This window comes from Flavobacterium dankookense (genome assembly GCF_004362665.1).
In the GTDB taxonomy this organism is placed as follows: Bacteria; Bacteroidota; Bacteroidia; order Flavobacteriales; family Flavobacteriaceae; genus Flavobacterium; species Flavobacterium dankookense.
Window position 1 is genome coordinate 69204 of record NZ_SNXR01000017.1, and the last position, 15623, is coordinate 84826.

The 15623-nt window shown below is 33.7% G+C and carries 12 protein-coding genes; 4 read left to right on the forward strand and 8 right to left on the reverse strand.

Features of this window, described 5'->3' with window-relative positions; translation table 11 throughout:
• Window positions 1–144: 144 nt before the first annotated feature.
• Window positions 145–2988, reverse strand: a complete 2844-nt coding sequence (gene gcvP / locus BC748_RS12530) for an aminomethyl-transferring glycine dehydrogenase (RefSeq protein ID WP_133533845.1) — start codon at window positions 2986–2988, stop codon at window positions 145–147.
• A 315-nt stretch (window positions 2989–3303) separates the two neighbouring features.
• On the opposite strand from gcvP, the gene BC748_RS12535 reads away from it, so the two are divergent.
• Together BC748_RS12535 and BC748_RS12540 are read left to right on the forward strand one after the other, a co-directional pair.
• On the forward strand, window positions 3304–6651 hold the full coding sequence (locus tag BC748_RS12535; protein ID WP_133533846.1) for a CotH kinase family protein: 3348 nt from the start codon (window positions 3304–3306) through the stop codon (window positions 6649–6651).
• Window positions 6652–6761: 110 nt separating this feature from the next.
• The gene (locus BC748_RS12540; protein WP_133533847.1) at window positions 6762–7580 is read left to right on the forward strand and encodes a hypothetical protein; all 819 of its coding nucleotides are present in this window, start codon (window positions 6762–6764) and stop codon (window positions 7578–7580) included.
• On the opposite strand, the gene BC748_RS12545 is transcribed toward BC748_RS12540, so the two are convergent.
• From BC748_RS12545 to BC748_RS12575, 7 genes are all read right to left on the reverse strand, one after another.
• A complete protein-coding gene (locus BC748_RS12545) occupies window positions 7577–7987 on the reverse strand; it encodes a hypothetical protein (protein WP_162846471.1) in 411 nt (136 codons plus the stop codon). The two genes, BC748_RS12540 and BC748_RS12545, sit on opposite strands and share 4 nt — an antisense overlap.
• 94 nt (window positions 7988–8081) lie before the next feature.
• A complete protein-coding gene (locus BC748_RS14230) occupies window positions 8082–8291 on the reverse strand; it encodes a hypothetical protein (protein WP_162846472.1) in 210 nt (69 codons plus the stop codon).
• Window positions 8292–8668: 377 nt separating this feature from the next.
• Window positions 8669–9583 (reverse strand): hypothetical protein, encoded by a 915-nt coding sequence (locus BC748_RS12555; RefSeq protein WP_133533850.1) that lies wholly within the window; start codon window positions 9581–9583, stop codon window positions 8669–8671.
• A 31-nt stretch (window positions 9584–9614) separates the two neighbouring features.
• Window positions 9615–11642 (reverse strand): M3 family metallopeptidase, encoded by a 2028-nt coding sequence (locus BC748_RS12560; protein ID WP_133533851.1) that lies wholly within the window; start codon window positions 11640–11642, stop codon window positions 9615–9617.
• A 92-nt stretch (window positions 11643–11734) separates the two neighbouring features.
• Window positions 11735–12223: a 5-(carboxyamino)imidazole ribonucleotide mutase gene (purE, locus tag BC748_RS12565; RefSeq protein ID WP_133533852.1), complete on the reverse strand. Its 489-nt coding sequence runs from the start codon at window positions 12221–12223 to the stop codon at window positions 11735–11737.
• Between the two features lie 360 nt (window positions 12224–12583).
• Window positions 12584–13738, reverse strand: a complete 1155-nt coding sequence (locus BC748_RS12570; protein ID WP_133533853.1) for a 5-(carboxyamino)imidazole ribonucleotide synthase — start codon at window positions 13736–13738, stop codon at window positions 12584–12586.
• 69 nt (window positions 13739–13807) lie between these two features.
• The gene (locus BC748_RS12575) at window positions 13808–14356 is read right to left on the reverse strand and encodes a hypothetical protein (RefSeq protein WP_133533854.1); all 549 of its coding nucleotides are present in this window, start codon (window positions 14354–14356) and stop codon (window positions 13808–13810) included.
• A 96-nt stretch (window positions 14357–14452) separates the two neighbouring features.
• Here BC748_RS12575 and hpt point away from each other — a divergent pair, with 96 nt between their 5' ends.
• Together hpt and BC748_RS12585 are read left to right on the forward strand one after the other, a co-directional pair.
• Entirely contained in the window at window positions 14453–14983 is a 531-nt protein-coding gene (hpt, locus tag BC748_RS12580) for a hypoxanthine phosphoribosyltransferase (RefSeq protein WP_133533855.1), read from the forward strand.
• A gap of 60 nt (window positions 14984–15043) precedes the next feature.
• The gene (locus BC748_RS12585) at window positions 15044–15616 is read left to right on the forward strand and encodes an adenylate kinase (RefSeq protein ID WP_133533856.1); all 573 of its coding nucleotides are present in this window, start codon (window positions 15044–15046) and stop codon (window positions 15614–15616) included.
• Window positions 15617–15623 lie beyond the last annotated feature (7 nt).

Sequence of the window (15623 nt, forward strand, 5' to 3'; positions counted from 1 at the left end):
TTTTATTTCAAGTCATAAAACACAAAAAAAAAGGTTTCAAGTAAAAAACTTGAAACCCTTTTTTTTAGTGATTAATTATCAATGATTAATTACTAATGATAAATCATTAACCATTAATCATTAATCATTAATCATTAATCATTATTACATGTATGCCTCAATTGGCGCACAGCTGCAAACTAAATTTCTATCGCCATACGCTTCGTCCACACGACGCACTGTTGGCCAGAATTTATTTTCCGCAATATAATCAAGCGCAAAAGCCGCTTTCTCACGAGAATAAGGATAAACCCATTCGTCTGCAGTAATCATGGCTAGTGTATGTGGTGCATTTTTTAAGATGTTGTTTACGTCGTCTTTGGTTGACTCGGCAATTTCTTTTCTGATGGCAATCATTGCATCACAAAAACGGTCGAGCTCGGCTAAATCTTCGCTTTCAGTTGGTTCAATCATCAAAGTACCTGCCACTGGAAACGATACCGTTGGCGCATGGAAACCATAGTCCATCAATCGTTTTGCAATATCGGTTACTTTAATACCGTTGTCTTCAAAGGCGCGACAATCTAAAATCATTTCGTGGGCTGCACGTCCCATTTCTCCTGAATATAAAATCGGGTAGTGCTCTTCCAAACGAACTTTCATATAGTTAGCGTTCAGGATAGCGTGTTGGGTAGCGCTTTTTAAACCTTCGGCACCAAGCATAGTGATATAACCATAAGAAATCAAACAAACCAATGCCGAACCATAAGGTGCCGCCGATATCGCCGTGATGGCTTGCTCGCCACCTGTTGGGATAATTGGATTGGTTGGTAAAAACGGTACTAATTTTTCGTTTACACAAATAGGTCCAACGCCTGGTCCACCACCACCGTGAGGAATAGCAAAGGTTTTGTGTAGGTTCAAGTGACAAACATCTGCACCAATAGTAGCAGGATTGGTTAATCCTACTTGCGCATTCATGTTGGCACCATCCATATAAACCAAACCACCATTGTCGTGGATGATTTGGGTAATTTCGCAAATAGCGCTTTCAAATACACCATGCGTTGATGGATAGGTAACCATCAAAGCAGATAAATTAGCAGAGTGTTCAATAGCTTTTGCTCTTAAATCTTCTACATCAATATTACCGTTTTCCATCGTTTTGGTCACGATAATTTCCATACCTGCCATCGCTGCCGAAGCTGGATTTGTTCCGTGTGCCGAAGCTGGAATTAAACATACATTACGGTGGTTGTCGCCACGCGAAAGGTGATAAGCACGAATAGCCATCAAACCAGCATATTCGCCTTGCGCACCCGAATTAGGTTGCAAAGTAGTGCCTGCAAAACCAGTAACAACGTTCAATTGATGTTCTAACTTTTTAAGCATAATTTGATAGCCTTCCGCTTGATCGATAGGAGCAAACGGGTGAATGCTGTTCCAGTTTGCCATTGACAACGGAAGCATTTCGGCTGCTGCATTCAATTTCATCGTACAAGAACCCAACGAAATCATCGAGTGGTTCAACGATAAATCTTTGCGCTCTAATTTTTTGATATAACGCATCAACTGGCTTTCCGAGTGATGGTTGTTAAACACTTCATGGGTTAAGAACGATGAGGTTCTTTCTAGTGAAGTTGGGATATTGTTTGTTGAGGATAGTTCCGTTACTTGGAAACTTTCTTTTCCTGTTGCTTCCGCAAAAATGGCAATGATTTGATTTAAATCAGTCAAAGATGTGGTTTCGTTCAGCGAAATAGAAATAGTTTCTGCATCAGGATAGAAGAAATTCACACCGTTTTTCTCTGCAATATTTTTCACATTAGCAGCATAAGCTTTCACCGAAATGGTATCGAAAAATGCAGTGTTTACATTATATACACCTAATTTATTAAGTGCATCAGCAAGAGTTACAGCTGAAGCGTGTACTTTATTAGCAATGTATTTTAATCCTTTTGGACCGTGATATACAGCATACATTCCTGCCATAACCGCCAGTAAAACTTGTGCCGTACAGATGTTTGATGTAGCTTTTTCACGTTTGATGTGTTGCTCACGAGTTTGAAGCGCCATGCGTAATGCACGGTTTCCGTTGGTATCAATAGTAACGCCAATGATTCTTCCTGGCATACTTCTTTTGTATTCTTCTTTAGTTGCAAAAAAAGCAGCGTGTGGTCCGCCATATCCCATCGGAATTCCAAAACGTTGTGAAGTTCCAACGACTACATCGGCACCCATTTCGCCTGGAGGTGTTAACTTCACTAACGATAAAATATCTGCGGCAACGGCAACTTTAATTTCTGCTGCTTTTGCTTTAGCGATGAAACCAGCATAATCATGTACTTGACCATACTTGCCTGGATACTGAAGAATGGCTCCAAAAAAGTCGGCAGAAAAATCAAAACTCTCGTGGTTGCCAACTACTAATTCTACACCAATTGGCGTAGAGCGTGTTTGCAATACAGAAAGTGTTTGTGGTAATATTTCTTCGGAAACGAAAAATTTGTTTACGTTGTTTTTCTTTTGGTCGCGTGTTCTAACGTCGAATAATAACGCCATGGCTTCGGCAGCAGCTGTTCCTTCATCAAGAAGTGAAGCATTTGCGATTTCCATTCCAGATAATTCGATAACCGTTGTTTGATAATTTAGAATAGCTTCTAAACGACCTTGTGCAATCTCGGCTTGATAAGGTGTATAAGCAGTGTACCAACCTGGGTTTTCAAAAATATTTCGTTGAATAACCGCAGGAACTATGGCTGGATGATAGCCCAAACCGATATACGATTTGAATACTTTATTCTTGTTTCCTAATTCTTGAATGTGAGTTAGGTATTCATATTCCGTCATTGGAGCGTCTAAGTCTAGGTCTTTTTTTAGACGGATGTTGTCTGGCACCGTTTCATAAATTAACTGGTCAAAACTTTCTACTCCGATGGTTTTAAACATTTGTTCTAGGTCGTTCTCACGTGGACCTATGTGGCGTAATGCAAAAGCGTCTGTTTTCATTAAAATGGATGTTCTAAAAGTGGGTTTAGTTGTGCTTGTTCCGTTGTTGAACGGTATTGTTTTTTACGCCAACAAAAGTAATTATTAAAGTTCTAATTATTGGCTAAACAAAGTCTAATATTTTGCTATTATTTATCAACTAAAGAGGTTGTTTATCAACAAAAAACATAAAATTCTTTCATTCTTTTATCGATAAAATTTGTTCCATTAGGTTATTTATCGAGATAAAAAGCGATACAACGATTTTAAGCCGTTTTATCAAAAGGTTACTAAAAAGTTATATAATTTCGGTTTGAATTTAATATTAAGTCAAAGATGAAAAAAATTACTTTATTGTTTTTACTATTGTTTTTTGGGTTCCAAGTGAGTGCACAAGGCATAGTTATAAACGAAATAATAACTTCTAATGCCGCAGTAATTACTGATGATGATGGAAGTTATGAAGATTGGGTAGAATTGTATAATACATCAGCTAGCCCAATAAATTTGGCGGGTTATGGATTGACCGATTTAGCTTCAAATCCTTACCTATGGGTTTTTCCAGAATATTGGATGGAACCTGGAGAGCATTTATTAATTTGGTGTTCAGACAAGAACAGAACCGATATTAATTTTCCATTACACACTAATTTTAAAATCAGTTCGGGTGGAGAATCAATTACTTTAACGGATAGTAATGGTGTTATTGTTGATAGTTATCCAGCAGTGATTATTCCACAAAATTACACTTATGGAAGACAAACGGATGGTTCGCCAACCTTTGTCATTTTTCCAGAACCAACTCCTGGCGAAAGCAATACTACTGAAGGATTTTCAGAAGTGTTATCGGCGCCAACTTTTTCTGTTTCTGGTGGATTTTTTTCAGAAAGTTTTACTCTAACAATTAGTCATCCTGATCCAACTGTTACAATTGTTTATACTACTGATGGTTCAGATCCAAGTATTGATAACCTTAATGGAACAACCTATCAATATAAAAATCAATATCCAATTGGTCTTGGAGAACTACCTATTGATGAGTTTTCTACTAATAGTTTTAAATCCTTTCAATATACAGCACCATTGACCATAGAAGATAGAACGAGTCAACCCAATGATATTTCTACTATATCATCTACTTTTGATTTTGATCCTTCTTACTACATTCCTGATTATTCAATCTTTAAGGCTACAGTTGTTCGTGCTAGAGTATTTAAAGCGGGTGCATTAGAAAGTAAAATTGTAACGCAAACTTACATCGTTTCTCCAGAAGGAAACCAGAAATTTAGTATTCCGGTAGTATCAATCAGTGTGGATGAAAATAAATTTTTTGACTACAACGATGGAATTTATGTAGCAGGTGTTGATTTTGATAATTGGAGAGTAGCTAATCCAGACATTGGTGCCTTGTATTATTCAGAGTCAAACTATGACCGCTCAGGCGATGCTACAGAGCAAGTGGGACATTTTAATTATTTTGTAAACGGAAACGAAGTTTTAAATCAACAAGTAGGAATCAGAATAAACGGCGGTGGTTCTCGTGCGTGGCAAAATAAGTCATTACGATTATATGCAAGACCTGAACTGGGTGCGGCTACATTTAATTATCCAATTTTTTCGGGTGAAAACTATAATAGTTATAAACGATTAGTGTTGAGAAATTCTGGGAATGATTTTTTTAATACCTATTATAAAGATGCATTTACTCATGAATTAATTGAGAAAACAGGTCTAGATAATCAGGCATATCAGCCATCGGTTGTATTGTTAAATGGCGAATATTGGGGAATGTTAAACATAAGAGAAAGACTAGATAGGCATTACTTTGAGAGAAAATATGGGATTGTCGAACAAGATATAGAAATTCTTACAGATGCATATCAAGTGGATGAAGGAAGTGACACTCATTTTCAAGCGATGTATTCTTATTTAGAAAATAATTCTCTGGTAAATGCTTCGAATTATGATTACATAAAAACACAACTAGATGCCGATAATTTTAGAGATTATTTTATCACAAATATTTTTATTCAAAATACAGATTGGCCAGGATGGAACACACTTTTTTGGAGAAAGAACACAACATTTAATCCTCAAGCACCCTACGGAAATGACGGAAGATGGAGAACAGCTATAAAAGATACTGATGCTGGATTTAGTTTAATGCTTGATATCAACGATCACAATACCTTAGAGTTTGCAACGGCTGTTGGCGGAACAGAGTGGCCAAATCCTGAATGGTCAACTTTAATATTAAGACGATTATTAGAAAATAACGAGTTTAAACTTAGTTTTATAAACCGTTTTGCAGATATGATGAATACTTTTTTTCTGCCAGAACGTGTTATAGGTCTTTCCAATCAATTTGCGTCTGTAATTGAACCCGAAATTCAAGAACAAATCAACCGTTGGTCAGCACCTTCAAGTTACACTTGGTGGCAACAAAGTCAAGACGTAATAGAAAATTTTGCAACTGTCAGACCAAATATTCAAAGAGAACACATAAGAACAAAATTTGGTATTAGTGGCGACATCAACGCTACTTTAAATGTAAGCGATGCTACTCATGGTTTTGTAAAAATCAATACTGTCGAAATCAATTCATCAACTCCAGGTGTAGCAGCCAATCCATATCCTTGGACAGGAATTTATTTCCAAAACATTCCAGTTACTTTAAAAGCAGTTGCGCTACCTGGATTTGTATTCAGTCATTGGAGTGGCGATTCTAACAGTACAGAAGCAGAAATCACTATCACTACAACTTCAAATTTTAGTGTAACGGCTAACTTTGTTCCAGATACTCTAGTTGAGGTAGAAGTGCCAATTTATTTCTGGATTTTTGATAGTACGGTAACAAATGATACACCATTAACAACATTAAATTCAAGATTTGAAGTTCCAGCCGAAGGTGTTTTACAGTATGAGTCGTGTTTGATTGGTTATCCTTTTGATGCTACTAGTCCAAATTGGAGAAAAGCATCTATGGAAAGAAGAAATAGCCCAACGGATATCAACTATATCCCAGAAGCGAATAGCAATATTCCTTTTGCAACATCAAATATGAGAGGTTTACAAATCAAACAACCTTTCCAAAATGGAACAAATGAAAACGCTATGATTTTTAATGTTTCAACTGCTGGTTACAAAGATATTAAGTTTGCTTTTGCAGCTAAAAATGAATTGGCTGCCGATGCTATCACCGTTGAATATTCAACAGTATCAGGAACACCAAGTTGGACATCGGCTGGTTTAGCACAAACATCCTATCCGTTAACTGCGGCTTACCAATTATTCAATGTTGATTTGTCTACTATCGTTGAAGCTGTAAATAATGCTGATTTCAAAGTAAGACTACGTTTTACAGGTGCAAACATGACAGAAGATTTAGGAAACAGAGTTACATTTAATAATATAAGTGTTAAAGGAGTTTCATTAAACTTAAGTGTAAATGAAAACACAAAACTTAATTTCAAAGTTTTCCCAAATCCAGTGGCAGATATTTTAAATATTGTTCATCAATATGATTCAGTAGATTATAAATTATTTTCTATTGACGGAAAGTTGATACAAGCAGGTTTATTAATAAATCCTGAAATTAATGTGAATGGATTGCAACCAGGTATTTATATGGTTCAGTTTACAACTGATGGAAAGTCAGAAGTTAAGAAATTTATAAAAAAGTAATTTTTAATTAGATAAAAGTTATTCTTTAGTCAACACTCAAAGGAATAGATGAAAATTAAAACTAATTTTGTCTATTCCTTTGAGTGTTGTTTTTTTACCTATTATATTGATTGAAAACATTTAAAAAAATAGTTGATTTTTATATTAATAGCAGCATTCATGTCGCGTTATCTGTTTATGCGTTAACACGATTAACAGGTTGTTTGTTTGAAATTGAATTAATAGAAAACGTTTCTTCGTTTGCCTTTTTTGGAACAATCGTAGGATATAATTTTGTCAAATATGATGCTTTAGCTCGAAGTCAAAAACTCGAAATGCGCTTGGAATTGAAAGCGATTGCTGTTTTGAGTTTCTTCTCTTTATTGATGGCAGTGTATTGTTTTTTTTGGCTCGAACGGAATACACAATTCATTGCATCAGTGTTTTTGGGTATCACCTTGTTGTACACATTACCTTTTTTCCCAAATCGAAAAAATGCCCGAAATTGGGCTGGAATAAAAATTTACATTGTGGCTTTATGTTGGGTTGGCGTGACACTTTTTTTGCCGATAATCAATTCTAATTTACCTTTTACCCATTATGTTTTTTTGGTAGCAGCACAACGATTTATCTTAATTTTTGTACTGATTTTAATTTTCGAAATTATCGATTTAAGATTGGATGATCCACATTTAAAAACCGTTCCGCAACAAATTGGTGTAACCAAAACCAAACGAGTAGGAGTTGTATTGATGGTTTTGTTTGTGTTGTTAGAATTTTTATCGACTGATTTTAGAATGGATTTTTTTGCTTTGAAATTGGCTTTGGCACTAACTACGATTTTGTTTTTGTTGTTTTCAAATGAAAATAGGTCACGATATTATGCTTCTTTTTGGGTAGAAAGTATTCCGATTTTTTGGTGGTTATTTTTGGTGGTTTTAAATTATTAAATTTCTAGTTCAAAATAGTTGTCATACTTTGACATTATTCTATAGATGTTTTTCCAGCAATAAGTAAAACCTTCATCTTTTTCAAATTCACTAAAAATTCCAAAATGAACTTCATCAATTCCTATAGATTTTAGTTGACCAAAGAAATTTTTTAATAAATCTATTTCTAAAAGTTCATTTCGACTTTTTAATTCTGATAAATGAAAATAATCAAGTGGGATATCAAACTTTATTTCAATAAAATCTGTGTGGATAAAGAGTACTATTTCATCCAATTGTAGATGAAATCTCTTTTCAGGAATCAAAGTTGATTTTACTGATACTAATCTTGCTTCTCCAGTTCCAATTGCATTATAAATTCTCTTCTTGAAAAACACTTTATCATCTATTTCAATTGACAATTTCATTTGTTTTGATAGAAACTGACCCAAATTTTCAATATCTGACAAATCTAGTTCGTGCTTACAAACTATAAGTGGATGTTGATAGGTGTCCTCAAATTTATTCATTTTGAATTGGTGTCCAGTTTAATTTTTCTTCAATCAATTTTCTAAAATGGGTTTGTATTTGAGGTGGAGTTCTACGAATATATTCTTCTGCTAAAGCACTTGTGTTGCCTTTTAATTCTTTTAGATATTCAATTCTATTATTAGGTTGAATTACACGAATAATTTTGCCTTTTTCATTTTTTACTTCCCAATTTTCACCCAAATTTGTCCAAATTACAGCATCAATATCTTTATGTTTTATCCAATCTAATATATTTTGTTTGAAAATAACATCATGCGAAAATTTATCTTTTGTTTTATCATAACTTCCAATACTACTTCTTCCTGAACCTTCTCTTACAGCTAAATTTAAAACAGCTTCTTCTACACTTTGATGATTTGATAAAGCATATAAAACAGGAACTTTTGCACCGTTTTCCGTAATAACTAAAGTTAGTCTTCCATCTTTTGAGATTCTTGAAAATTCAATTGGTAAAGTCGGACCATCTTTTTGCCATCCAAATACTTTGTCAAACTCTAATTCTTTGGGTTGCCAAATTAATGAACCCCAACCAAGGATTACTATTTTTATAATATTATTTATTGATTATCCCAAAATTCTGGATCTTGTTGGTCGAAATCAAGATTTTCATCATAATAGTCTTCCTCTACATTATTCCTCAAGCAATAATCTTCATCTATGCGATTTTCTATATAAAAATCATGTGATGATTTTAAATATTCATGCAAAGTAGGATTGAAAAATTGTAAATTTTCCTTTAAAAATAAAATAAAATTATTTAAATTTTTTATTGATTTAATATTGAAAAGTCCGTCTTTTTTGTAAATACTTTTTAGTACTAATTTATATTTTAATTTGAATTCTTGTGAAATATTTTCTCTGCAAAAAATATCAATTAATGAATTTTTTTCAGGAAATATAGGGCTAGCTAGTTTTAAATCACTTTCTTTATAAATCCTGTGAAAATCTTCTAAACAACACAAACTAAATGGATTTATCATAAAAGATGAGTAAAACATTTCAATTCTTTTTTCTTTATTCAGCTTTCCTAATGAGTATTTCACACAACTAAGCTCCAATTGATCATTAGATAATTCCAAATGCTTCAGACTTTCATTATTTTTGTTTTGCTTGAATAAAATTTGAGATATTAAGTAATTTCCAAATTCATCATTAATTATTTCAAGATACTTTTTTATTGAATCTAATGATTCTTCAAGTGTGTCAATATTTTGACTTAAAACGAAAGATTTACAAAATAGATATTCATGATTATTTGTAGATTGATTTTTAAAAATTTCAATCATATGATTATTTTTTCTAATCCAAATTTCTAAAAAACAATAACAAGTAGTGTGTCTTATACTATCTTTTAAATATTCATAGCCTATTTCAAATTTGTTTTGAAGCATAAAATCGAAAGATTGTCTTAATAAATCTTTTCCTTTTTCTTCTTTGTTTTCTATTTTTAAAGAATTATTAACTATAATCATTTTTTTATTTTCATTTTTTCATAAATATTAATTAAATCAACCCAGCTCGTTTCAACAAAGCATCCGCTTTCGGTTCTTGACCACGAAAACGTTTGTACAATTCCATAGGCAATTCGGTTCCGCCTTTTGAAAGTACGTTATCTTTAAATTTCGTTGCTACTTCCTTATTGAAAATACCTTGTTCTTGGAAATACGCAAACGCATCAGCATCCAAAACTTCTGCCCATTTATAACTGTAATATCCAGACGAATAACCACCAGCAAAAATATGCGAAAACGAAACGCTCATACAATTTTCAGCAACATCAGGATATAATGCTGTACCTTCAAATGCCGCTTTCTCAAACGCTTTTACATCAGTAATTTCGGTTGGATTATTGCTGTGAAAAGCCATGTCTAAAAGCCCGAAACTCAATTGACGCAATGTTGCCATGCCTTCTTGAAAACTCGCACTTTCCTTGATTTTTTCTACATATTCCTGCGGAATAATTTCTCCGGTTTCATAATGTTTGGCAAACAATGACAACGCTTCGGGTTCGTAACACCAGTTTTCCATCACTTGGCTTGGCAATTCCACAAAATCCCAATATACAGACGTTCCAGATAAACTTGGATATACTGTGTTGGCTAACATTCCGTGTAATCCGTGACCAAATTCGTGGAATAATGTCGTTACTTCGTTAAAAGTAAGTAAAGATGGTTTTGTTTCGGTTGGTTTTGTAAAATTACAAACGTTGGAAATATGTGGTCGTTCGTTTTTTCCGTCTTTTATGTATTGTGATTTGAAACTCGTCATCCAAGCGCCATTTCGTTTTCCTGGTCGTGGAAAAAAGTCAGCGTAAAAAATGGCTACTAATGCTCCGAATTCGTCTTTTACTTCGTAAGTGGTAACTTCTTCGTGGTATTTGTCGATGTCAAAAACTTCGGTAAAGGTTAATCCGAATAATTTATTTGCAATGGTAAACGCGCCATTCAAGACATTTTCCAACTTAAAATAAGGTTTCAGTTTTTCATCATCCAAATTGAATAGTTTCTGTTTCAATTTTTCAGAATAGTATGCGCCATCCCATTTTTCTAATTTTTCAATTCCGTCTAATGCTTTAGCGAAAGCAGTTAATTCAGCAAATTCACGTTCGGCTGCAGGTTTTGCTTTAACCAATAAATCATTTAAAAACGATTTAACTTTTTCAGGATTTTGCGCCATTCGTTCTTCTAAAACAAAGTGAGAATGGGTTTCATATCCTAATAAATTGGCTCGTTCAAAACGTAATTTTGCAATCTTTAATGTAATTTCTTGATTGTCAAATTCGTTGTTTTGAAATGCTTTTTTTCCAGCTGCTATAGCAATTTCTTTTCGCAACTCACGATTTTCGGCATAAGTTACAAATGGTAAATAACTTGGATGATCTAAGGTAAAAATCCATCCATCTAGATTTTTGCTTTTTGCTAACGATTTTGCGGCTTCAATTGTTCCTTCTGGCAAACCTTTTAAATCGTTTTCATTAGTAATATGAAGTTGATAATTATTAGTTTCTGCCAAAACATTTTCGCTGAAAGTCAGTTTTAGTTTAGCCAATTCAGTATCGATTTCGCGAAGTTTAGCTTTCTTTTCTTCCGATAATAAAGCACCGTTTCTAGAAAAACTTTTGAATTTTTTGTCTAGTAAAGTCGCTTGTTCTGTTGTAAGATTTAAAGTATTTTTTTGCTCGTAAACCGATTTTATTCTTTTGAATAAATCTTCATTCAAAGTGATGTCGTTACTGAATTCGGTTAATAATGGCGTTACTTCTTGAGCGATTTTTTGCATTTCGTCACAAGTTTCCGCCGAATTCAAATTGAAGAAAATCGATGATAATCGGTCTAATGCATCACCAGAAAAATCCAATGCTTCAATCGTGTTTTCGAATGTTGGAGTTTCTGGATTGTTGATAATAGCATCGATTTCTGCTTTTGCTTTCGCAATGTTTTCGATGAAAGCAGGTTTGTAATCTTCAATTTTAATTTGAGAAAATGGAGCAGTATCGTATTTTGTATTGAATTTTTGTGTTAGTATTTTCATTTTTGTATCACAGAGTTTCACAAAGTTTTTTCACAAAGCTTCACAGAGATTTTTGTGTAACTCTGTGTTTAACTTCGTGTGACTTTGTGCAATTATATATTTTTCAATTCAGATGCAGCTTTATTTACCGCTTCTTTCAGACTTTCTTTGTAGAAAATAATTTTGTCTAGTACACATTTATCATGACTTCCGATGATTTGTGCGGCAAGAATTCCAGCGTTTTTTGCTCCGTTTAGCGCAACAGTTGCCACTGGAACTCCACCAGGCATTTGCAATATCGACAAAACCGAATCCCAACCATCAATAGAATTACTCGATTTTACAGGAACACCAATTACAGGTAATGGTGACATCGAAGCGACCATTCCTGGTAAATGAGCTGCACCGCCAGCACCAGCAATAATTACTGAAACGCCACGAGTATGTGCATTTTTACTAAAATCAAATAATTTTTCGGGCGTTCTGTGTGCCGAAACGATATCTACTTCGGTTTCTATGTCAAATCCTTTTAAGATGTCGATGGCTTCTTGCATTACAGGCATATCTGAAATGGAACCCATTATTATGGCTACTTTGCTCATTTTTTTAATTGTTTAAATTTTAAGACTATGAATAAAATCAAACCAAGTAAATAATTATAAATTATACCTGTTTTATATGTTCCATGTTGTAATTCTATACAACTTTCATTTTTTACTTGAAACTGATAATAGTATGTATACGGAAACCCTATTTCAAAATTTGGAAATGTATGATTGGTTTTATTAGTAATTACTGAAATAATCAATGATAGAAATGATAAAACACAAAATGTGATTATTGAATAAAAACAGATATTTACAATTTTTCTAATCATTTACACTAAGTTATGAGATTCTTCCTTCGTCAGAATGACAAGTTTGCGGTAAAATAAACTGCCAACTGCGACTGAAAACTGACCACTAAATACTAATCACTCTAATACTATTCTTCACTTCCTCAGCAATTTTTCTGGCTTCATCCATATTTTCATTTACAATCGTAACATGTCCCATTTTTCGGAAAGGTCTTGTTTCTCTTTTGCCGTAAATGTGTGGCGTTACACCATCAATTGCCATGATGTTGGAGATGTTTTCGTAAACTACTTGTCCCGAAAAACCTTCTTCACCAACCAAATTTACCATAATTCCGGCAACTTTACTATTTGTATTTCCTAAAGGTAAATCTAAAATGGCACGTATATGATTTTCAAATTGCGAAGTATAACTCGCTTCAATACTATAATGTCCCGAATTGTGTGGTCTTGGCGCAACTTCGTTAACCAAAATTTCGTCATTTTTGGTTTGAAACATTTCAACGGCTAATAATCCAACATGATTGAAAGCTCCTGAAACTTTTAAGGCAATCTCGGTTGCTTTTTGAGCTACTTTTTCGTCAATACGAGCAGGACAAATTACATATTCTACTTGATTGGCTTCGGGATGAAATTCCATTTCCACTACAGGATAGGTTTTTACATCGCCAGAAACCGAACGTACAATAATCACAGCCAATTCATTTTTAAACGGAACCATTTGTTCTGCAATGCATTCTACGTCAGGTAGTTTCATTAAATCTATTGCAGAACGAACGATTTTTACACCATTTCCATCATATCCAAATTGAGCAGATTTCCACACAAAAGGAAATTCTAATTCGTCTTTTTCTAGCGATTTTCTCAAATCATTTAAATCAATAAAACGCTGATGAGGTGAAGTTGGGATGTTGTTTTGAACATAAAAATCCTTCTGGCGACCTTTGTTCTGAATTAATCGCAAGGTTTTTGGCGAAGGATAAACAGGTAAACCTTCTTCCTCTAGTTTATCTAAAGCATCAAGATTTACGTTTTCAATTTCGATAGTTAGCAGATTGACCATTTTACCAAATTTGTAAACGGTGTCAAAATCCATTAAACTTCCGTGAAAGAATTTTGTTGCGCCAAATTGACTTGGAGCTTCATCGCTTGGATCGAGAATATACGTTTGGATATCAAATTTTCGGGTTTCCGTCAATAGCATTTTGCCTAACTGTCCGCCACCGAGAATTCCTAATTTAAAATCAGATGAGAAATAATTCATTATGTTGTAGTTGTGTTTGCGCAAAGATAGTATTCAATTGAAAAAAGAACAATTGATTAAGGGATAATTTTATCGGTCTATTTTTTTTAAAATGTTTCTTGTTACTGCTTTGTAAGCTGCGCTATGTTCAGAATAACCTTGTTGCAGTATGGTTTTTAACTCGTCATGAACCCAATCGTATTTTTTTCCCAAAACAAATAATGTTTTAATTGTAGTGGCTTTTGTAGCTACTTTTTCATCACCAATTAACCAGTCCAAACACGTTTCGAGTAGTTGAGTTTCCTGCATTTGGGTTAGTTTAATGCCGTTGGAACGATGATTACTTTTGGCAATAAACAAACAAATTTTTGACATTGGTCGGATGGCAGAATCGTTTTTTAGTTTTGGTAATACGTCACAAAAACCGTCTAAGTAAGGAACGATAAGTTTTAGTTTCCGTTCGCAGATTAATTCTAAAATCCCACAGGCGTTGTGATGCGCTTTATCGTTTGGATTGAAAGCAACTTCAATAACTTTTTCAAGAAATTCAGTATTGCGCAAAGCCAAATTCCTATTTTGCTCTCTGTCTTTGCGATAGCAAGTGCAGTTGGAAATATTTTTATAGTAGTCCACATTCATTTTGTAAATATATCTATTTTGCAAAAAAGTCGTAATAACTTAGTACTTAATCTTTACTACTTCCTTAAATTTGCAACTTATTTTAATTCAAAAAAAATGATACACCTTCACGATAAAACCTTTGAGCCATTTATTTCTTCCGGTGAAATAGATTTTGCAATTGCTAATATGGCAAAACAAATGGATGATGATTTCTTTGACGATGTGCCTGTTTTTGTTGGTGTTTTAAACGGTGCTTTTATGGTAATGGGAGATTTGATGAAAAAATACCGTGGCATGTGTGAAGTTAGTTTTGTAAAAATGGCTTCCTATGAAGGTACACAAACAACCAACGAAGTAAAGCAATTGATAGGTTTAAATCAAGATTTAACAGGAAGAACCGTTGTAATCGTAGAAGATATTGTAGATACTGGAAACACCGTTGAAGAATTAAAAGCCATTTTCAAAGAGAAAAACGTGAAACACTTAAAAATTGCTACGCTTTTCTTCAAGCCAGAAGCATACAAAAAAGACATCAAACTTGATTATGTTGGTATTCGAATTCCAAATAAATTTATCGTTGGTTATGGTTTGGACTACGATGGTCTTGGAAGAAACCTACCAGACGTTTACCAATTAGCACAATAATTTTACAATTTTAATAATCTAACACTCTAGAAATCTAGAAATCTAACAATCTAAACAAAAATGATTAACATCGTTCTTTTCGGAAAACCAGGTGCAGGAAAAGGCACACAAGCTGAATTTTTAAAAGAAAAATACAATCTAACTCACTTATCTACAGGAGATATTTTTAGATACAACATAAAAAACAATACTGATTTAGGACAACTAGCCAAAACCTTCATGGACAAAGGCGATTTAGTTCCAGATGAAGTAACCATCCAAATGCTTCAAAGCGAAGTAGATAAAAACCCACAATCGGCTGGATTTTTATTTGACGGTTTCCCAAGAACATTGGCACAAGCTGCTGCTTTAGATAAATTTTTAGAAACAAAAGACCAATCCATTACAGCAACTGTAGCATTAGAAGCTGATGATGAAATATTGGTAGCCAGATTATTAGAGCGTGGAAAAACTTCAGGAAGACCTGACGATCAAGACGAAGAAAAAATCCGAAATAGATACCAAGAATACAACGAAAAAACCGCACCTTTGATGGATTATTATAAAGCGCAGGAAAAGTTTCATGCTGTCAATGGAATTGGTTCCATCGAAGAAGTTACAAAAAGATTGAGTAAAGTAATAGATAATTTGTAATTTAGTA